This window comes from Alkalibacillus aidingensis, assembly GCF_014595945.1.
GTDB lineage: Bacteria > Bacillota > Bacilli > Bacillales > Alkalibacillaceae > Alkalibacillus > Alkalibacillus aidingensis.
Genome location: NZ_JABXWU010000012.1, coordinates 1 through 20,461, shown reverse-complemented (window position 1 = coordinate 20,461; position 20,461 = coordinate 1). Strand labels below are relative to the sequence as shown.

General features: G+C 38.1%; 23 protein-coding genes. 3 read left to right on the top strand and 20 right to left on the bottom strand.

Annotation, left to right across the window (positions count from 1 at the left end; translation table 11 throughout):
* Nucleotides 1-55: 55 nt before the first annotated feature.
* The 20 genes from HWQ49_RS13020 to HWQ49_RS12925 form a co-directional block, all read right to left on the bottom strand.
* Nucleotides 56-1,189, bottom strand: coding sequence for an amidohydrolase (locus HWQ49_RS13020; RefSeq protein WP_188208065.1), 1,134 nt, complete (start codon nucleotides 1,187-1,189; stop codon nucleotides 56-58).
* Nucleotides 1,190-1,305: 116 nt separating this feature from the next.
* Entirely contained in the window at nucleotides 1,306-2,145 is an 840-nt protein-coding gene (locus HWQ49_RS13015) for a 3-hydroxyacyl-CoA dehydrogenase family protein (RefSeq protein ID WP_188208064.1), read from the bottom strand.
* A 2-nt stretch (nucleotides 2,146-2,147) separates the two neighbouring features.
* Nucleotides 2,148-2,969: an enoyl-CoA hydratase-related protein gene (locus HWQ49_RS13010; protein WP_188208063.1), complete on the bottom strand. Its 822-nt coding sequence runs from the start codon at nucleotides 2,967-2,969 to the stop codon at nucleotides 2,148-2,150.
* Nucleotides 2,947-3,855: an NAD(P)H-dependent flavin oxidoreductase gene (locus tag HWQ49_RS13005; RefSeq protein ID WP_188208062.1), complete on the bottom strand. Its 909-nt coding sequence runs from the start codon at nucleotides 3,853-3,855 to the stop codon at nucleotides 2,947-2,949. The genes HWQ49_RS13010 and HWQ49_RS13005 overlap by 23 nt, the downstream gene beginning before the upstream one ends.
* Nucleotides 3,848-5,029 (bottom strand): thiolase family protein, encoded by a 1,182-nt coding sequence (locus HWQ49_RS13000; RefSeq protein ID WP_188208061.1) that lies wholly within the window; start codon nucleotides 5,027-5,029, stop codon nucleotides 3,848-3,850. Before HWQ49_RS13000 ends, HWQ49_RS13005 begins: the two co-directional genes overlap by 8 nt.
* A 22-nt stretch (nucleotides 5,030-5,051) precedes the next feature.
* Nucleotides 5,052-5,414, bottom strand: coding sequence for a MaoC family dehydratase (locus HWQ49_RS12995; RefSeq protein WP_188208060.1), 363 nt, complete (start codon nucleotides 5,412-5,414; stop codon nucleotides 5,052-5,054).
* Nucleotides 5,407-5,841: an FAS1-like dehydratase domain-containing protein gene (locus HWQ49_RS12990; RefSeq protein WP_188208059.1), complete on the bottom strand. Its 435-nt coding sequence runs from the start codon at nucleotides 5,839-5,841 to the stop codon at nucleotides 5,407-5,409. The genes HWQ49_RS12995 and HWQ49_RS12990 overlap by 8 nt, the downstream gene beginning before the upstream one ends.
* A 10-nt stretch (nucleotides 5,842-5,851) precedes the next feature.
* Nucleotides 5,852-6,901: a phosphotransferase family protein gene (locus tag HWQ49_RS12985; RefSeq protein ID WP_188208058.1), complete on the bottom strand. Its 1,050-nt coding sequence runs from the start codon at nucleotides 6,899-6,901 to the stop codon at nucleotides 5,852-5,854.
* A 21-nt stretch (nucleotides 6,902-6,922) separates the two neighbouring features.
* On the bottom strand, nucleotides 6,923-7,699 hold the full coding sequence (locus HWQ49_RS12980; RefSeq protein ID WP_223155182.1) for an enoyl-CoA hydratase/isomerase family protein: 777 nt from the start codon (nucleotides 7,697-7,699) through the stop codon (nucleotides 6,923-6,925).
* Between the two features lie 13 nt (nucleotides 7,700-7,712).
* Entirely contained in the window at nucleotides 7,713-8,459 is a 747-nt protein-coding gene (locus tag HWQ49_RS12975; protein WP_188208057.1) for a 2-phosphosulfolactate phosphatase, read from the bottom strand.
* Between the two features lie 13 nt (nucleotides 8,460-8,472).
* Nucleotides 8,473-9,018 (bottom strand): TRAP transporter small permease subunit, encoded by a 546-nt coding sequence (locus tag HWQ49_RS12970; protein ID WP_188208056.1) that lies wholly within the window; start codon nucleotides 9,016-9,018, stop codon nucleotides 8,473-8,475.
* Nucleotides 9,019-9,039: 21 nt separating this feature from the next.
* Complete coding sequence (locus HWQ49_RS12965; RefSeq protein WP_188208055.1) at nucleotides 9,040-10,374, bottom strand: TRAP transporter large permease; 1,335 nt, start codon at nucleotides 10,372-10,374, stop codon at nucleotides 9,040-9,042.
* Nucleotides 10,375-10,462: 88 nt separating this feature from the next.
* Nucleotides 10,463-11,554, bottom strand: a complete 1,092-nt coding sequence (locus HWQ49_RS12960) for a type 2 periplasmic-binding domain-containing protein (RefSeq protein ID WP_188208054.1) — start codon at nucleotides 11,552-11,554, stop codon at nucleotides 10,463-10,465.
* A gap of 30 nt (nucleotides 11,555-11,584) precedes the next feature.
* On the bottom strand, nucleotides 11,585-12,361 hold the full coding sequence (locus HWQ49_RS12955) for an enoyl-CoA hydratase/isomerase family protein (protein WP_188208053.1): 777 nt from the start codon (nucleotides 12,359-12,361) through the stop codon (nucleotides 11,585-11,587).
* The gene (locus HWQ49_RS12950; protein ID WP_188208052.1) at nucleotides 12,362-13,363 is read right to left on the bottom strand and encodes an NADPH:quinone oxidoreductase family protein; all 1,002 of its coding nucleotides are present in this window, start codon (nucleotides 13,361-13,363) and stop codon (nucleotides 12,362-12,364) included. It abuts the gene before it with no gap.
* A gap of 12 nt (nucleotides 13,364-13,375) precedes the next feature.
* Nucleotides 13,376-14,593, bottom strand: a complete 1,218-nt coding sequence (locus tag HWQ49_RS12945) for an acyl-CoA dehydrogenase family protein (RefSeq protein ID WP_188208051.1) — start codon at nucleotides 14,591-14,593, stop codon at nucleotides 13,376-13,378.
* Between the two features lies 1 nt (nucleotide 14,594).
* Entirely contained in the window at nucleotides 14,595-16,178 is a 1,584-nt protein-coding gene (locus tag HWQ49_RS12940) for a class I adenylate-forming enzyme family protein (RefSeq protein WP_188208050.1), read from the bottom strand.
* Nucleotides 16,179-16,190: 12 nt separating this feature from the next.
* Nucleotides 16,191-16,775 carry a TetR/AcrR family transcriptional regulator gene (locus HWQ49_RS12935; RefSeq protein WP_188208049.1) on the bottom strand — a complete coding sequence of 195 codons (585 nt, stop codon included), beginning with the start codon at nucleotides 16,773-16,775 and terminating at the stop codon, nucleotides 16,191-16,193.
* 236 nt (nucleotides 16,776-17,011) lie between these two features.
* A complete protein-coding gene (locus HWQ49_RS12930; RefSeq protein WP_188208048.1) occupies nucleotides 17,012-17,842 on the bottom strand; it encodes an aldo/keto reductase in 831 nt (276 codons plus the stop codon).
* A 27-nt stretch (nucleotides 17,843-17,869) separates the two neighbouring features.
* A complete protein-coding gene (locus HWQ49_RS12925) occupies nucleotides 17,870-18,430 on the bottom strand; it encodes a phosphatidylglycerophosphatase A family protein (RefSeq protein ID WP_188208047.1) in 561 nt (186 codons plus the stop codon).
* A gap of 119 nt (nucleotides 18,431-18,549) precedes the next feature.
* Between HWQ49_RS12925 and HWQ49_RS12920 the strand changes: the two genes are divergently transcribed.
* The 3 genes from HWQ49_RS12920 to HWQ49_RS12910 all read left to right on the top strand — a co-directional run bounded on the left by HWQ49_RS12920 (nucleotide 18,550) and on the right by HWQ49_RS12910 (nucleotide 20,365).
* Nucleotides 18,550-19,275, top strand: coding sequence for an alpha/beta hydrolase (locus tag HWQ49_RS12920; protein ID WP_188208046.1), 726 nt, complete (start codon nucleotides 18,550-18,552; stop codon nucleotides 19,273-19,275).
* Nucleotides 19,276-19,382: 107 nt separating this feature from the next.
* Complete coding sequence (locus HWQ49_RS12915) at nucleotides 19,383-19,907, top strand: YjcG family protein (protein ID WP_188208045.1); 525 nt, start codon at nucleotides 19,383-19,385, stop codon at nucleotides 19,905-19,907.
* 29 nt (nucleotides 19,908-19,936) lie between these two features.
* Nucleotides 19,937-20,365, top strand: a complete 429-nt coding sequence (locus HWQ49_RS12910) for a GNAT family N-acetyltransferase (RefSeq protein WP_188208044.1) — start codon at nucleotides 19,937-19,939, stop codon at nucleotides 20,363-20,365.
* Nucleotides 20,366-20,461: the final 96 nt, after the last annotated feature.

Here is a 20,461-nt window from a genome sequence, read left to right as displayed (position 1 = left end):
TGTCTAAAAACCACTAGTTTTAGACAGTCTGCAAGATTCCTGGTATGACTAATAATTAATTGACCTTCTCACCATTAATATAAGTTGCTTCGACTTTATTTCTTAAATCAAACGGATCACCACTCCAGATGACTAAGTCAGCATCCTTACCTGGTTCAATTGATCCAACACGTTCTTCAATCCCTAAATGTTTTGCACCATTAATAGTTAGAGCCTTCATCGCCTCTTGTTCCGATAACCCGTTTTTCACACCCATAATCGCACTCGTCATTAAGTGATCAATAGGTACAACTGGATGGTCTGTCGTAATCGTGAACGGCACCTCATGTTTAGCATATACAGCCAATGTTCCCCAACCTTTATTCTCTAATTCTACCTTTGAACGTGAACCTAGTGTCGGACCAACAGCGACACTTACATTGTGCTCGGCAATAAACTCTGGAATTAAGTGACCCTCCGTGCCATGTTCAACGGTCACATCAATCTCAAACTCACGCTTTACCCGTAAAACGGTTGCAATATCCTCGGCGCGATGCGCATGAACACGTAAAGGCATTTCACCTTTTAACACTTTTGCAATATGCTCAAGCTCAAGTTTATAATCTGCTTCACCTTTCTCTCGCTTCTCTATATACGTCTTCGCTTCATATAGCTTATCTCTTAAAACCGAAGCCACACCCATTCGCGTCGTTGGAAGCTTTCCTTTCCCACCGTGGACACGTTTAGGGTTTTCACCAGTTGCTGCTTTTAACCCAGACGGATTTCGCACCACCATCTGATCCACAACGGTTCCTACCGTCTTTAGAATGACCATCTCGCCACCGATCACATTAGCACTACCCGGTAACGTCTGAATCGTTGTCACACCTGCTTGACGCGCATCCTCAAACCCTTCATCAAAAGGATTTACTCCATCAATCGCACGAACCTGTGCCGTATTTGCATCACTTGTTTCATTGAAATCATGCCCTGAAGGTCCTTTCCCCTCTTCAAACACACCTAAATGTGTATGGACATCGATTAAACCAGGTGACACAACTTTCCCAGCCAAATCAATGACCAAAGCGTCACTCGGAATGTCATATGTATCAGTTAATTCTTTGATTTGACCATCCTCAACGATAATTACTTGATTTTCAAAGTACTTACCTAACCCGTCAAATCCCGATGCATTCTTAAAAACTAGCATTCTCTCTTCCCCCAATTTTGTTTATTTGCTTAATATTCATAATATAGTAAGTCTACCAGTTTGTAAATTACTTCGGGGGTCGAAATAGAAAAAGGGATTTTGAACCCTATTTAAACCTACTTATAATTATAAAACCCTTTACCCGTTTTACGCCCATAATGTCCGGCCCTTACTAAACGTTTTAGCGACCTTGGTATACGGTACTTAGGGTCATCTGTTTCATTTAGCAAAGATTGTTGAACATACAGCAACGTATCTAAACCAATTAAATCAGCTAACTTTAAAGGTCCAATCGGGTGATTTGCACCTAACATCATTCCTTGATCTATATCTTCTGCAGAAGCAATCCCCTCATCCAAAACGAATATGGCCTCGGAAATCATCGGCACTAAAATTCTATTGACGACAAATAAAGGGGCATCTGATACTAAAATGTGGTCTTTGTTAATGTCATCCGTCAAAGACTTTATTCGATTGATAACGGCCTCAGATGTTTCTTCCCCCCTAATTATTTCAACCAATTTCATAACCGGTACTGGATTAAAGAAGTGCATGCCACATACTCTTTCTGGCCTATTTGTAACAGCAGCAATTTCTGTCACGGATAAACTCGATGTGTTCGTCGCCAAAATCGTTGAATCGCCACAAATTTCCTCTAACTCCTTAAATACACTCTTTTTTGCCTCAATATTTTCTACAATAGCTTCAACAACTAACTCAGCATCCTTTAACTCTTCTTGATTCGTTGTAAAGGAAATTCGGTTAATAATTGACTCAACACTTTCTTCATAATTTTTCTTTTCTAGCATTTTAACTACACTATGTTCGATTGCCTGCTTTGCATTAATTAGTGCGGATTCCTTCAAGTCAACAATAGTCACGTTGTACCCACTCATAGCAAAAACTTGAGCAATTCCATTCCCCATAATACCTGAACCTAATACACCTATTGTCATGACTACTCCCTCTTTTCTGTAAAAAAGTTTGGTAAATCACTAGCTGATAGTGGAAAATCTGGCTTTCGCTTTTCCATAAAAGATTCGATCCCCTCTTTTGAATCTTTGTTTCTACTAGCCCAATATAAATACTTTGATTCAATTAAATGCGATCGTTCAGGATGTTGATCTCCTCTCATTTGCCAAATTAACTGTCTAGTAAATGCATTCGATGTAGCTGCCGTATTTTCGACGATTTCTCTAGCAATCTCATATGCTTTATTTAACGGATCTTCCTCCTCATATTGAACTAACCCAGCCTGATATGCTTCCTCGGTCGGAATCATTCTCCCAGTTAACGTCCACTCTAAGGCTTTCCCCATTGGTACCACACGAGGTAAAAACCAGCCCGATGCTGCTTCAGGTCCGATTCCCCTTCTTCCAAAGACAAATCCGATTTTGGTATTTTTCTTAACAATTCTTAGATCCATTGGTAATGTCATCGTTAGACCAATGCCAACAGCAGGACCATTAATGGCCGCGATAATTGGTTTATTTAGTTCATAAACCGTTAGACTCGTTTTCCCACCAATATCACGAAAGGATTCTATCGTATCTTCAGTTTGAAACGTGGTATCACCTTCATCAAGATCCATGCCAGCACAAAAGGCTCGGCCTGCCCCTGTCACAATAATGACTCTTACCTGATCATCTTGATTCGCTTTTTGATAAACATTCATTAGCTCCTCGTTCATCTGATAAGTATATGCATTCATCGCATCAGGTCGATTTAATGTCACCGTTAAGATACCTTCATCCTGTTCAACTTTTAACGTTTGGTACAAGTTGCATGACCCCCTTTCCATATTCTTCGCTTAACTGATTAATAATTTCTTTAGTCGTTTTCTTCTCTTTAACCGTTGTAACTCCATGTCCGGCCGACCAAAGATCTCGCCATGCTTTCACATCAACTAAGTGTGTTAAATCAACTTCTCCTTTTGAAGTCAACTCATGAGGGTCAATTCCTTGTTTTCTTAAACTCGGCTTTAACAAATTAGCGTGTACACCACTAAAAGCATCTGTATATATAACATCTTCCATAGTTGACTCAAGTACCATGTCTTTATATGCTTCAGGTGCATGACTTTCCTTAGCCACCAAGAAACGAGTTCCCATATATGCATAATCTGCTCCCATTAGTTGAGCAGCTGCTATATCTTTTCCTGTTGATATACTGCCTGATAAAACAATTTTACCGTCATAAAATTCTTTAACGGCAGCTATAAATGCAAATGGGTTTAATGTTCCACCGTGGCCTCCAGCTCCAGCACAGACTAGGATTAACCCATCCACACCAGATCGAGCAGCTTTCTTAGCATGTTCCACTGTTGCGACATCTGAATAAACAGTCCCACCATAGCCGTGTACGACCTCAATGGCTTCTTTTGGACTACCAAGAGAGGTAATTACAATCGGTGGTTGGTATTCCCTAATTAACTCAAGGTCCTCAGTATATCGTTTATTTGATTTTTTATGAGCAATAAAATTGACCGCCCAAGGCTGATCAGTTAGCTCAGCTTTTACTTCCTTTAACCATTCTACACATGTTTCGATCGGTCTAGCATTTAATAAGGGGAACGACCCTATTACTCCTGACTTTCCTGCTTCAATTACCATCTTAGGAGTTGATACTAAAAACATCGGCGCAACAATTAAAGGTAGCTTAGACATTCTCAATCACCACAGCTATCCCTTGGCCACCACCAATGCATAAACTAACAACGGCGTAGCGACCTTCTCTGCGTTTTAATTCATAAGCAGCTGTTAACAAAACACGGGTTCCACTAGCACCAACAGGATGACCTAACGCAATAGCTCCCCCGTTTACATTCGTTTTAGAACGATCTAACCCTAACTCCTTTTCAACTGCTAAATACTGAGCAGCAAATGCTTCATTTACTTCTACTAAATCCATATCATCAATAGTTAGGTTAGCTCTTTGTAAAGCCTGATTAATAGCAGGGACAGGTCCAATTCCCATAATAGTTGGGTCGACTCCTGCAACTCCCCATGATTTAATTTCTACCATAGGTGATACCTGGTGCTCTTGAATCGCTTTTTCACCAGCTATAACAACACTAGCTGCCCCATCATTAATGCCTGATGAGTTAGCAGCAGTAACCGTTCCATCTTGTTTGAATACGGGTTTTAATTTTGACATGACTTCAACTGTCGAGTCTGGTTTGATATGTTCATCTTTAGAAATTTGTACTGTATCTCGACGTTTCTTTACCTCAACAGGCACAATCTCCTCTTCGAACGTCCTATTTTCAACGGCTTGAGTTGCGCGCTTGTGGGATTCCACTGAATAGGCATCCTGCTCTTCCCTAGAGATGCCATGTAACTCTGCAAGCTTCTCAGCCGTCATCCCCATACCTTTACCTGTATACTGATCAGTTAATGTTGCTTGAAGCATATCTTCAAAAGCTAATTCTCCCATTTTCACCCCTTTAAAACGCTGTTTAAAATTCGAAAAAGGAGCCTGTGACATGTTCTCAGAACCACCAGCTAATACGATATTCGCTTCATTTAGTAAGACCTGTTGTGCCCCCGTTACAACAGATTGTAAACCGGATCCACACAGGCGATTTAACGTTAACGCTGGTATTTCTTTAGGTACATCACTGTACAGACCAATATGACGTGATAAATATGCAGCATTTTTTCCAGACTGGATCACATTCCCATAAATTACTTGATCCACATTAGATGGGGATACTTGAGATCGCTTTAGAGCCTCCTTAGCCGTTGCTACCCCTAACTGTACTGCATCTGTGTCAACAAACGATCCACCAAAGGCCGTAAAAGGTGTTCGTGCTCCATTAATTAAATATACTTTACCCATATTATTCCTCCTCAACTATAGGCTATCGTTTAGATAAGTTGACTGTAGCTATCAGTTTCCTTATATTTTTCTCACTGATAATCTCGACATCTAATACCTCAGATTCTTTTATAGATTCCGAGTAATATAAAGATTCTTCTTTATAAATTGGTGAGATAAAACGTGTATTTATAGATGATAATTGGTAACTCTTGTATCGATCTTGAACCCACCTGGTAATCAGGCCTAATATCAACATACCGTGAGCAAAGTTTGTTTGATAACCTAGTTCCTTTGCAACCCCCTCATCGATATGAATAGGGTTTAAATCCCCTGAAATCTGAGCATATTCCATTAATTGGGTTTGAGTTATTTTTTCAAACGGTTCCTGTTCCATCTTATTCATCCCTAACATCCAATTCAATATATGTTGCCTCGCCAACAACTACTCTGTTCCCTGATTGATTATAGTAGTCCGTTCTCACCTTATAAAAACGTTTATCGCCTTTATCAACTTTGTCGATCACTCTAGCCTCTGCTTCTAAAGTGTCTCCTGAAACAACAGGTTGGAGATAGTCATAAGATTGCTCACCGTGTAACACTTTTGAACCGTCAATATTTAATGCTTCAAACATCTGATAAAGGTCTTTATCATTTGAATAGTCGACCAATGTCATAAAGGTTGGGGGAGCTAATATGTCCGCATAACCTTGGTTTTGAGCCTCTTTGCGATCATAATAAACATCATCCTTAAACCCTAAAATCTTAGAGAGCTGATAAATGTGCTCGACACTAACTTTTAAAGGAGTGTAATAGAATATCCCCTCACTCATTGGTAACCCCCTATAACAAACGGTTCTGACTAGTTAATTCAGCCATCTCTAGTAAATTATTAATTGAATGATTTAACTCCTTAAAACGATTATCTTTTAATTCACCGATTTTCCAACGATAATAGATTTGCTGTAAGATACCTGCTAATTTATAAAAACCAAATGCAACATAAAACGTAATTTCAGATAAATCACGACCACTTTTCTCTGCATAACGACTTAAAAAGTCACGTCGACTATAGAATCCAGGTTGATCAGTAACGACATTAATACCTAAATCAGGATCCCCTGCTTCTCCCCAATACGCGACTGTTGAACCTAAGTCTGTCATTGGGTCTCCTATCGTTGATAACTCCCAATCAATGATACCATTTACTTTACCTACTACCTTTTCATCCAATACTATATTATTTAATTTAAAATCATTATGAACAATGGTTGATTCTTTTGTAGTGGGCATACTATTCACAAACCATTGCTCCAGTTGTTCTAATGAATGAACATCATCCGTTTTTGAACGGTTGAATCGTTTTATCCAACCATGTACCTGTCTCTCCAAGTACCCATTTGGTTTTCCGATACCTTCCAAATTAGCTTTTCGATAATCGATTGCTTGCATCTTAACCATGGTTTCAATAACTTGGTCAGAAATGATGCCCCCAATATCTTCCGATTTCCCATACCAACTTGGGATCTTTTCATCAATAACAATTCCATTTTTCTTTTCCATTATATAGAAGTGTTTATCCATTATCTGGTTACCCTCAGAATAGACATATGGCTTGGGTGCTAGATCAAACGCTTGATTAATTTTCTTTAACAAATTATGTTCTCTTTCCATGTCATGAGCCTTAGGTGGAATTTCTCCAAAAGGGGGTCTTCTCATAACTCCTTCCCACTCACCGACCTGAATAAGATAGGTTTGATTCGAGTATCCTTCTGAAAACTTCTTAACATCCATCAGTTTATCCGGTAAACCTTCAACGGATTCTCTTAAAAATTGTTCAAATAACTCCCAGTTAATATATTTGTGATCAACAAAATCTTGACTAGTGGTCATGAAATCCTCCTCTCTTGCTAACTATTCACCTTTGAAAACTGGATCTCTTTTTTCAAGAAATGCCTCAACACCTTCTTGTATGTCCTGAGTTTCACATAGTTGTGCGAATAACTCTGATTCGATTTGCTGCCCCTCATTGAGTGGCAGCTCAAAGCCTTGGTTAACTGCCTTTTTTGCATTTGTTATGGCTATAGGACCCTGTTTGGCAATCTTCTCAGCTATCTCTAATGCCACCTTTGGTGATTTACCATCACTAACGAGATGTTCAACTAACCCCAACCGATAGGCTTCTTCAGCTTTAAGAGGTTCACCTGTAAAAATCATCTCCTTAGCTTTACCCAAACCTATTAATCTAGCGAGTCTTTGTGTTCCACCATAGCCTGGTAATACACCTAACCCAGTCTCAGGTAGTCCTAATTTAGCTTTACTTTCTGCCACCCTAATATCGCAAGCAAGAGCTAATTCCAACCCCCCTCCTAATGCAACCCCATTAATAGCGCATATGACTGGAAATCTAGCATCCTGTATTTGATCAAAGATTTGTTTACCACGTTCGACTAACTGTTGACCTGAAGACGGGTCCAGTTCTGAAAATTGTTTAATATCTGCTCCGGCAACAAAAGCTTTCTCTGAAGCAGATTGAATCACTAATGCCCTTATCTCTTCGTTTGATGTAACTACTTCAACAGCTGAATGAATATCACCTAAAAATGGTTTAGTTAGTACATTCAACGGCTGATGATTCAATTCAATAATCGCTATATGATCCTCAACACGAACATTTACTAATTGTGTCAATACCCTAACCTCCCTATGATTGAGTAACCTCCGATGATATGTTCATAATCTTTCCTTCTTGATACACTGGAATAACATTTACTTTCTCAAACTGATTAATGACATAATCAACAGAACCTGGATAACCTAGCCTTTCTAATAAGTGCTTTGTATCACAACTGTATAAATCGATAAAATTATTTGACCTAACGTTTATAAAGGTATTTCTAGCTAGTTTTGCAGCATCGTTTAACTCAAATTCTCCACTCTTAAGTAAGTGATCAATAATATGACCAGCCCCTACAAAGTCTTCTAATGAGAAATGTCCTCCATTACCTGAACAAACTAATACAATTGGAGAGTGATTGATCGATTCTTGATCAACAGACTTGGCTACTAAATGTCCATTCGTTATAGAAGATATATATAATTTTTTGGCTCTTTTCGCTGCTTCAATAGCTCGTGTTCCATTGGTAGAGCAAATAATCGCTGCGTTTTGTTGCTCACTATGCTTAAGTAATCGTGGATCAGGGAAACCGAACCCATTAATGGATTCACCATTTTTTTCTCCGAGCATTAACGGGGTATCACTACCTAACTGATTCGCAATATTCATAGCATGTTCCTGGTTCTCAGCAGCATAAACCGGCTGATAATTTTTCTCTAATAAAAATGTAATTGTCGAAGTTGCCAAAAACACATCTATCACAATAGCCGTTGCGCCTTGTAAACGATCGGAATTGACAAGCTCTTTTTGAGTCACAACATATATTTTTCTCATGACCTAACCTCACTTACTCCCCAGAATCTTGTGTTGAATCACCTTTAAAAAGAAAAGATGGTTCTTTAAACATGATATTTTTTATCAGAATAAACATGTTTTCAATGACAATTAAGAAAAAGGCCAAAGGAATTAAAAACAAAAACGGGTAAATCGGATATAAGGTTCCTGCCGCAGGAAATGACATGCTTCGTTCAAAACCATTAATCGCATAATCAAGTGAGAAATAAAACATAATCGCTAATATGAAAACCTCTAAAGCAATCATAAAGAAGATAATTAACTTCTTAACTTGATCCTGAAACCTTTCTATTAATAGATCCATTTTGGGTAGAACCCCGGATGAATAAACATAAGCTAACGCCGGAAATACGGTTAATGTCATAAAGTAGTTTTGAACCATTTCAAAACCACCACTGATAGATGAGTTAAACAAATTTCTTAATACCACATCTATCACGATAAATAACATCATTCCAAATAAACTGATGCCACTGATCCATACACCGATTAGCTTTATTTTTTCAAAAATATGATAAGCTTTTTCAATCGCAACCATTTAGATTCACCCTTTCACTTTTTAATCCATAGAGCTTGGTAAGAATGTTGCAATTTCAGGGAATAGAATCATTAACCCACAAACGATAGCCAAAGCAGATAACGCAAAAATCATACACACTTTAAAAATGGCTTCTGATCTAATTTTACTAACACCTGAAACCGCATAAACACTCAGCCCAACAGGAGGGGTAATTAATCCAATCGTACAAATGATACCCACAAAAACACCAAACCATAATAAATCAACTTGTAACGCATTCATTATAGGTAATAGGACTGGAATCGTCATTAGAATAACAGCTGCACCTTCGATAAACATAAACAACACAAATAGAAAAAGTGAAATGAGAATTAACACAATCGCTGGCTGCTCCATAATTGGTTCTAATAAATCAATTAATTTACGAGGTAGCAATGATAATGAAACAAATCTTCCAAAGATTTGAGCACCAATCATAATCAACATGACCATTCCCGTTAGTTTAATGGTTTCTACCAATGATTGTTGTAAAAATTGAAAATTCACTTTACCTAAGCAAACTGCAGCTAAAAAGGCAACAAAAGCACCCACTCCACCAGCTTCAGTCGGGGTGAATAACCCTGAGTAAATCCCACCAAAGATAACTAACATAATCATCGTCGCAGCAAAACTAACAACGAATAATCGTAATAGATTTACTTGTTGATTACCATGAACCTCTAGCTGACCTTCCTCATCAGGCAGTTCAGCTTGCGATGACCGTTTCTTTTCTACTTGATAAAAGACTAGCATGACCGTAATAAAAACTAGCAGAACAATAATTCCTGGGATAATGGCTCCAATAAATAATGCGCCAACTGGAGTTTCAGTTGCAACACCATAAAGAATTAGAATAATACTAGGAGGAATAATTCCAGACAAGGACCCACCCGAAGCAGCGATAGCACCGGCTAACCTACCACTGTAACCATGCTTCCTTAATTCAGGAATAGCCACTTGACCTAACGATGCCGATGTAGCTGTCCCAGAACCAGAGACTGCCCCTAACACACCACCAATTGATAATGTTAAAATCCCTAAAACACTATTTCTTCCTCTAGCAGCTTTATTAACAAGGTAGAAGACGTCTCTAACAATCCCTGCCTGTAAGATAAACTGTGCCATCAAAACGAATAAAGGAATCGTTGTTAATGTATAACTAGCAACTCTTCTAAACGACTCATTTCCTAATAACCCTGGAAGATAATTAAAGCCCTCTAGCATAATTAATCCGATAATACCTGCAGCAAATAAAACCGAGTGGATATATAAACCAGACATTAACAAGACAACAACCATTGTTAATATAATGGCGATAATAACTATGTTATCCATGCTTAAACCCCTCCTTATTAAATAAAGTACTTATGTAACGCTTACCACTCCTTGACATAGGAGTGGTAAGGTTTAGGGGGTATGTTTACTACTCAATATCCTTTAAAGCCTCAGGGACATCTCCACCTTCTTCAATGATGAGATCTCTCCAAAGAATGATTAAGTCCGTCCCCGGTAGTCCTTGGTCTTCAAGCAATTCTGCATATTCTAACCAAGTCTCTTCAATACCTTCATTAAAATGATCTTGAACCGATTGATCTAAAGTATCAAATTCAACGAATTCTCCACCTTCATCTTCGTTATAATCAATCATTTCTTCGGCACGATCTAACCACTCTTCGCCACCAGGAATCAACACTTCTTCAGCGGCTTGTTCCATTGCCTCTTGAACATTTTCTGGTAATTCATCAAAACGATCGTCGCTCATTCCGATAAATGCATTAAAGTGACCAAAGTTAATTCCAGTAAGCGTATACTCAAATAAATCCTGGAATCCATAACCGGACCAGTCTGCAATACTATAATAGCTACCCTCGAACGATCCACGGCTTAATGCGTCAAACATTTCAACAGCAGGCATAGTCACACTATTAATCCCTGTCTTTTCAGAATAAAGCTCATGTATTCTTGAAGGGGTTCTTAATGAAGTCCCTTCTACATCATCAACCGTTTCAAATGAATGTCCTGTAGTGGAAATCGAGTACTCCTGAGTTGTCGATGTTGGGAATATTTTAAACTCTGAGAATTGCATATCTGAATAACTTTCACCATCTTGTAGCTCCATACTTTCAGTTAATAAACGGTTCCAAGCACGCGTTGCAATTAACGTATCTGAATGAGCTAGTGGTAACATCGTCACTTCTGCCATTGGATATTGATCGGGTTCATATATTGGTAGAATCAAACCAACATCAATCGTCCCATCTAGCGTTGCTTCTGCTTCATCGGGAACATCAACGAGCTCACCACCAGTAAATGTTTCAAATTGTACTTGACCATCTGTTAACTCTTCAACACGATCCATCCACGGAACCATGGTTGCATCCCACCATGCGTGTTGAGAACTCAACCCTGTTGCTGCTCTTAACTCGATCGTTTCGCCATCACCCGAATCACCACAAGCTGCTAACAATAGGACACTCAATAACGCCACAAAAAATAACATTCTACTTATTTTCATCTTAAAGCCTCCCCTTTGATATAACTTTCATTAACGTCCTTTAAATTGTGGACTTCTTTTTTCCAAAAATGCTTGAATACCTTCTTGGTGATCTTCTGTTTGAAGTAAAATTGCTTGAATCTTATTTTCTTTCTCGATACATTGCTCAAAAGTTAACTCGCCGGCTACATTAACAATATCTTTTACATACCGATTAGCTGCACTCGGTCCATTTAAGATAAATTGTATAAACTCTTCCACTTCCTCATCTAAAGAACCTTCAGCAATTCTATTAATCAACTGGTAATCGAAAGCTTCTTTAGCACTTAAAACCTTTCCTGATGAGACCCACTCCTTAACCAAAGGAGGTGATACTCGGTCTGTTAAAGATTTAATAAGCCCTAAGTCTGGTATTAAACCCACATTAGTAAAGCTTATGGCAAATTTGGCGTCCTGCTTTGCGATGACAAAATCACAAGCCATTGCTAAGCTAAAACCTGCACCTGCTGCATAACCTTGAACCTTCGCTACTACATATGGCTTCAACGACCTAATTTTCGTTGTTAGCTCAGCAACTGAGTCAATCCATTCCAGTGACTCGTAAGCGGTTTCAATTGTTGACATGGTTTCCAAGTCACCACCTGAACAAAATGCCTTTCCATGCCCTTTTAAAACAACTACTTTAACCTGGTCGTCAGCTGAAACTTGATCTAACGTAACTAACAACTGTTTTACTAAATCCCTAGATAGGGCATTTAGCTTTGTATCCCGATTCATGCATACATACGCTACACTTCCTTCTATACTAGAAGTTACAATATCGCTCACTTAATCACTCCCTTCTATGATTGGCTGAACAACAACCTTCCCATAGGTTCTTCTAGATGCTAAATCCTCCAAACCTTCTACGACTTGGTTGAATGAGTAGGTTTGATAGATTAACGGATTAATAGATCCTTGTTGATACAATACCATTAATTCTTCATGTGCTTCTTTCACTTTTTCAGGAAACAATTGACGGAAATATCCAAAATGTACACCTACTAATGAATAATTTTTAATTAAAGCGTGGTTCATCGGAGCATCTTGCATGTCACCCCCTGCAAAACCAATTAATAAAATCCTCCCCGAGAAGTTAATACATTTTCGAGAACGGTGGAAAACGTCACCACCTACAGGATCAAATATCACATCAGCACCTTTATGACCTGTTAACTCTTTGACGACTTTTTCAAAGGATTCCTCACGATAATTAATGACATGATCCGCACCGAGCTCTTTACAAACACCTAACTTTTCTTCACTTCCAGCTGTCGCAAATACGGTTGCCCCCATTGTTTTTGCTAATTGAATGGCAGCTGAACCGACCCCTCCAGATCCTGCATGAACGAGTACGCTCTCTCCACGTCTTAACTGAGCACGTTCTTTTAATGCATAATAAGCTGTATGGTAAGTAATGAACATGGAGGCAGCTTTTGAATAACTCAATTCATCCGGAATTGGAAATACATTTGATTCATGAATTGCTACATACTCAGAGTATCCTCCATTTGGTAATAAAGGCGTTGCCAATACTCTTTGACCAACATCATAGCTACTAATAGCTGAACCAACTTCTTCAATGACGCCTGCCACTTCTGCACCTGGGGTAAAAGGTAATTCTGGTTTTTCCTGATATTTTCCTTGACACTGCAAAATATCAAAAAAGTTTAAGGCAAAGGCCTCCACTCTTATTAATATCTGATCATTTTGCAAATTAGGTTGAGCTGACTCTTTAACTACTAGCGCATCTTTAGGTTCCCCTAATTGTGTAACGAAGTAACTCTTCATACATCAACCCCCTTAATGATTGTTAAGCTGATTTCTTACCTCTAATTTAGCAATATCTCTTAAATGAACCTCATCCGGACCATCTAGTACACGTAACGTTCTAGCATTTGCCCAATGCTCTGCTAATGGAAAGTCTTGTGAAAAACCTCCCCCACCGTGTACTTGCATCGCACGATCTATTGCATTTAAAGAAATAGTTGGCGCGACAACCTTAATCATCGCAATCTCTTTCCGGGCAGCTTTTGTACCTTCTTGGTCAATCGTATTAGCTGCTTGTAAAGTGAGTAGTCTTGCCTGTTCAATCTCAATTCTTGTTCTAGCAATTTGCTCACGCACAGTATCTTTATCGACCATTTTACTTCCAAATACTTCCCTTTTATTTGCACGGTCAATTAACAATTCTAAGGCTCTCTCTGCAGCCCCAATTGCACGCATGCAATGATGGATACGACCAGGTCCTAAGCGACCTTGTGCAATTTCAAATCCTCTACCTTCCCCTAATAAAATATTCTCTTTTGGGACTCTAACATTGTTATAGTGAACTTCAGCGTGACCTTGTGGTGCGTGATCATAACCGAAGACACTTAGAGGTCTTTTCACTTCTACACCAGGTGTATCAAAAGGAACTAGAATCATAGATTGTTGTAAGTGCTTCTTTTCGTTAGGGTCTGATTTTCCCATCACTATAGCTACCTTACAACGTGGATCTAAAGCTGCAGTAGACCACCACTTCTTAGCGTTAATGACGTATTCATCACCATCTCTAATAATCTCACCTTGAATGTTTGTCGCATCTGAAGAAGCTACATCGGGTTCAGTCATTGAGAAAACAGATCTTATTTCGCCTTCTAATAGAGGTTCTAACCACTTCTTCTTTTGTTCCTCTGTACCATATTTAATTAAAACTTCCATATTCCCAGTATCCGGCGCATTACAGTTAAAAATCTCTGGAGCCATTAATGAACGACCCATAACTTCGCATAAGTGAGCGTATTCGAAGTTTGTTAAACCCGCTCCATACCCGTATTCTTTAGGTATAAACAGATTCCAAAGTCCCTTTTCCTTCGCTTTTTGTTTTAACTCTTCAACTATCGGTGGGACTTCCCAGCGTGATTTTCCATTCTCTAACTGTTTTTCAAATACAGATTCATTAGGATAGATGTATTGTTCCATAAACTCAATAAGCTCAACTCTTAACTCTTGAACACGTGGTGATAATTCCTTCAGCATTTTATAACCCTCCATTATTATTTTTTAATTGCGTTTTAAGAATTTTACCCGATGCATTTCTTGGGAGTTCATCAACGATTTCAATGATTTCAGGGACTTTGTATTTGGCTAACCTATTTTTACAATGTAACTTGATTTTATCGAGATGATGTTCGTCTAAGTGGTCAGAAGCTATAAATGCCTTAACCCTTTCTCCATAGACAGCGTCAGGAATTCCAACAACTGCTGCCTCATTAACCTCAGGATGAGCCTTTAACACATCCTCAACTTCAATAGAAAAAATTTTTTCTCCACCTCGACTGATCATATCTTTTTTACGATCCAGAACATAAAAATAACCATCCTCATCCATACAACCAATATCTCCGGACTTCCAGTATCCTTCTAAGAAGTTTTTCTCATTTGCTTCTTGGTTTCGCCAATAACCTTTAACTACCATTGGACCTTTAATGAGAATCTCACCTGTTTGACCTGGTTGACATTCAATACCTTGTTCATCCACTACTTTAATGTCTGCAACAGGAACTGCTTTACCTACTGACCTTACCTTTGATTCTGGGTACTTGACTGGCATTAGCGTAGCCGGAGATGTTGTTTCTGTAGAGCCGTAAGCATTATGCAATTCAGCATTTGGAAAAGCATGACGTAACATATTAAATGTTTGTTCATAGATCGGAGAACCACCAAATGCAACCTTAGTAACAAAATCAAAGCTGTTATTTTGGAAGGATTCCTCGGTTGACATCATGATAAAAATGGTTGGGACATTAAACAGGAAATTAATACGATATTTCAATATTAGATCTATATACTTTTGGTTCTGATAACGATTCATAATGTGGGCCGTACCCCCGATATAAACCATGTGTAATAGCTGACCGACAAGACCTGTTACATGAAACAATGGAACTGCTATTAATGTTTTTAAGTCGTGGTGAGTTTGAAATATTTGTTGGTAGTTCATTAAGCTGTGGATTACATTGATGTGACTAAGGATCGCCCCTTTTGGCTTTCCTGTTGTTCCTGAGGTGTATAAAATATATGCGGAATCTGTTTCTTTCACTTCTACTGGTTGATAGGAATATTGATGGTTGAGTAGTTGACTAAATAAATAATCATGGTCCAGATAAAAAATTGATTCTTCATCTGGCAATGACGACTGGTGAACTGATTTAATTTGTTCTACTTCTTGCTGATAGCCTCCCTCAGACATTAAAACTTTGATATCTGAATGTGTTAATATGTAACTCTTTTCCTCGACGCTTAATTTAACATTCACAGGTACCATAATTGCACCGACCTTCGAGCAGGCAAAGAGAATAGGGACAAATTGATACCGATTCCCTATAACAGTTGCTATACGGTCTCCTGGTTTTACTAAACATTCATTCTGAAGATAGGCTGCAATCTTTGTAGAATACTCATCTAATTCCCTATAAGTTAGACTGATTTCTTCAGATACAATCGCCTCCTTCTCAGGGAACTTTTGAACACTTTGACTTAAGACCTCGTTAAGGTTTTCAGGCCGTTCTTCAAAAACTTTAATTCCAGACCTATTAAATAAATCAATCTCTTGTACGATCATACTTTACTCCTTTCATCTTAAAATTTTCATTATATAGTCAAAATAAATATCCTTTAACTCTTGTTTATTAAGCGTTCCATCAGGTCGATACCACTGTTGAATCCAGTTCATTGATCCTAATATAAATAAACGAGCTATTTTTGGGTCTTTAGGTGAAAATTCACCTTTTTGTACCCCGTCTGCGATCACAGAGTCGAATAATTCTTCATATTCCTTTCTTAACTTTAATACTAGTGGTAATTTCTCCCCTGCAAAGAAACGCTTTGGTTCCATAATTAGATTAAATGTTTCCTTTTGTTCAACAGCGTACTCAATATGTAGGCTGACCATTTCATAGAAAGTTTCAGTTGGAGATAGGCCTCTATTTAAGATGTCATGGTGATCTTCAATTGCTTGCGATAATGTAAAGTTATGACATTGATACATTAAATCACTCTTATTTTTGAAATAATAATAAAGTGAGCCTTTCGTCATCAGTAACTCAGAAGCTATTTCTTCCATTGTTGTTCCACTGTACCCTCGTCTTTTAATAATGCTAATAGCTGCTTGTAGAATTTGTTCTCTTTTACGTTTCATTTTTCGTTCTGTTAAATTCACTTACTACCACCCACCTCTAGAAAGCGTTTTCATTTTTGAATGTATGTTTAAAATTTGAACTTAATTCATTAATCTGAAAATTCTATATTTATTGAATATCATATCACCACGATTAGGCTAATGCAATACTTTTTTAAACTATGTTTAAAAATTAAATATCAGTTTAATTTTCTGTTAAAAAAATTGAACTGATCAATATCAGTTCAATTCTCTTCTATGCATACATGACCTTAACATTAACTAAAAATCTCAGGGTCTGGGCCAGTACGCTCATTCTTATTTAATTGATTCAAGCTTTCAACCTCTTCTGCTGTTAGGCTAAAATCAAAAATTTGACTATTTTCAATAATACGATCTTTATTTACAGACTTAGGTATCGTAATGACATTCGTATCAATATCCCAGCGAAGAATAATTTGTGCTGGCGTTTTCCCGTATTTCTCTGCAAGACTCTGAATGGTCTCATCCTTAAAAATCTGTCCCCGTTTTAATGGTGACCAAGCCTCTACTTGGATCTCTTCACTTTCACAAAAAGCTTTGACCTCCTTTTGAGTCAGGTGAGGGTGATACTCAATTTGATTTACTGTAGGCTTCACATTCGCCTGGTTCATCAACTTCTCAAGATGGTGGATGTTAAAGTTACTAACCCCGATTGCACGGATTAACTTCTCATCATAAAGACGTTCCATCGCCTTCCATGTATCTTTAAAGAGATCTCCAACTGGCCAATGGATTAAATAGAGGTCCAAATAATCAAAATTAAGGCGTTTTAGGCTTCGCTCAAATGCTCGAAGTGTCTCATCATACCCTTGTTCCTCGTTCCAAACCTTTGATGTAACGAAAATTTCCTCTCGATTGGTAGATGACTCCTTAACTCCTGCACCGACCCCGTCTTCATTATCGTAATAAGAGGCCGTATCGATTAATCGGTAGCCATGATCAATCGCTGTTCTTACGCTATCTCTTGCGTCAGCATCTTCCCAAACTTTATATACACCTAAGCCAAACCCAGGCATCTTGACACCATTATTCAGTGTCTTAACCACGTTTAATAGTTCGTTTCCCATCGAATCCTCCTTCAAAATCATTCATGACTAGAATCTTGCTTCAATGTCTCGCCTTTCAATGTCACGTTTACTCATACCGTCCTCAATGTCACGCTCTCTGTGAGCAATTCTACTAGAAGCATTAGCTGCAATGCTACCTACAATGTCATCTAAAAATGTATGACATTGGCCACTGTTTTTAGTATCTAATTTCTCAATAATTCCCACTTTGGCTTTATCTAAATGACCAAAAGTAGTCACTGAAATACTTCCATACCCTAAAGCTGCCCCTAGAGCAATAGTTTCATCAACACCAAAAAGCCCCTCATCTTGAGCAACTAACGATTGTAATGGTTCAGAGAGTTTTCCTTGTTCAGCTAAAACATCTAATTCTACACCAACAAGAATCGCATGCTGGATCTCTCTTTTTTCTAAAACACGGTCAACACTATCTATACATTCTTCTAAAGTTAACATTTCATTGTAAGGTTTTTGCATTTGATAAACGATTTCTGCAATACTAGTAACAGAGACACCTCGTTTTTCAAGGTAATCACGAGCAGCTTTTTCGACTTCTTGACTTTTTATATGGTTTGAATAAGTCGTCATTATAACTCCCCCTTTTACTAATTATACCATGTGAAGGTTAACAGAGAAATCGAAATATTCGCGATAAAGTGAAAATATGTTAAACTAATAAAATGATAACACAACTGGAGGTCTTCAACTTGGGTAGAGATGGATCAATGGTTGAACGCGTAATCGATAGTGAATATCTTGATGAAGAAATCACACTTAACATTTACCGTCCAGAAAATTACTCACCATTATATAAGTACTATCTGTGTATCGTTCAAGATGGTGATGACTATTATCAGTTAGGTCGTCTGGCAAATGTAAGTGATGAACTACATAAAGAAGGTAAAATCGAAAATACCATCTTTTGTGGGATACATTATAAAGATCGAGAGGACCGGTGGGATAAATTCCACCCTGATAGTGATAAGCAAGCTGCGTACATTAAGTTTTTACGCTTTGAGGTGGTTCCCATCCTAGACCGTGAGCTTCCAAGCTACCACGTAAAATCTTGTCGAGCCTTAATGGGGGATTCATTAGGTGGTACCGTTTCTCTAATGACTGCACTAACATATCCAAACACATTTGGGAAAGTTATTATGCAATCACCATATGTGGATGAGCGCTTAAAGAATATGGTTCAAGAATCTGATGAAATCGATACGATGTCTATTTACCATTCAATTGGTGATGATGAAGAAGAAGTAGAGACCACGTTTGGTGACATTGATGATTTTTTCCACCCTAATCGTGAGTTAAATAAGTTACTTAAAGATAAAGTCAGTGACTATACGTATAAAGAGTTAGAAGGTGACCACACATGGAAGCAGTGGCAAGCTGGGTTACCAGACGCTATTAGGGATATTTTCCGAAAATAAGCAAAATGAAGGGGCTTATTTTTGCCCATTTTCTGTTATAATAAAATTTATACTTCATTAATCTAAACAATCGGAGAACAATAATTGAAAACATGGAGGGATTTACTATGACTTCTGTAAACTATGGCATTGCTATATTTCCATCAAAAGAAGTACAAGACATCGCAAACTCATACCGTATGCGTTATGATCCTAGGTACTCTTTAATTCCACCACACATTACTTTAAAAGAAAGATTCCAGGCTTCACAAGAGAGAATTGATCAAGTTGCTGAAGAGTGCCAAAAACTTGCAAACGAAATGATGCCATTTGATATTGAGATTAATCGTGTTAGTTCATTTAGCCCGGTGACACATACGGTTTATTTACGTGTTGAAGACCACGAGAGCTTAACTTACTTAAACGAAAAGATGCACGAGGAGCCTTTCCCAGGTGAACGCCAGCATAAATTTGTTCCTCATATCACGATTAGTCAAGACCTATCAGAGGATGAGCATTCTGATGTTTACGGTAGCTTAAGAATGAATACTTTTGATATTAAAGATACGGTTGACCGTTTCCAGCTTCTTTATGAGCTTGAAGATGGTAGCTGGACAGTTTATGAAACGTTTAAATTTGGCGAAGATTGCTAAACGATTGAATATGTAAGGGGAAATACGACATGTTAAATGTACAGAAAGTAGAAACTAAAAGACAATTAGACGAAGCATATGATATTAGAAAAATTGTGTTTGTAGAAGAACAAAAAGTACCAATCGAAGAAGAAATGGATGAACATGATGATACGGCTACACATTTTATCGGTTATAACTTAGAGCGTCGTCCCGTTGCAGCAAGCAGACTTAGGTTAGTTGATGAGTACGGTAAACTAGAACGGATTTGTGTATTAAAAGAAGAACGTGACCATGGTTATGGCAGAGATATCATTTTAGCCATGGAAGATCATGTGAAATCGAAAGGATTTGCGAAAACAAAGTTAAACGCGCAAACCTATGCTGAAGAATTTTACAAAAAACTTGGTTATGAAACAGTTTCTTGCGAATTTATGGATGCAGGTATTCCACACGTAACCATGGTTAAAAATTTATAAGCGAATAAAAAGCTTTCAAGCCCCCTGAACTGCACCCCAAAAAGTGGACAGTATTAAAAAAACTACGCAGCTAAAAGGTGATCCCGATACTGATTC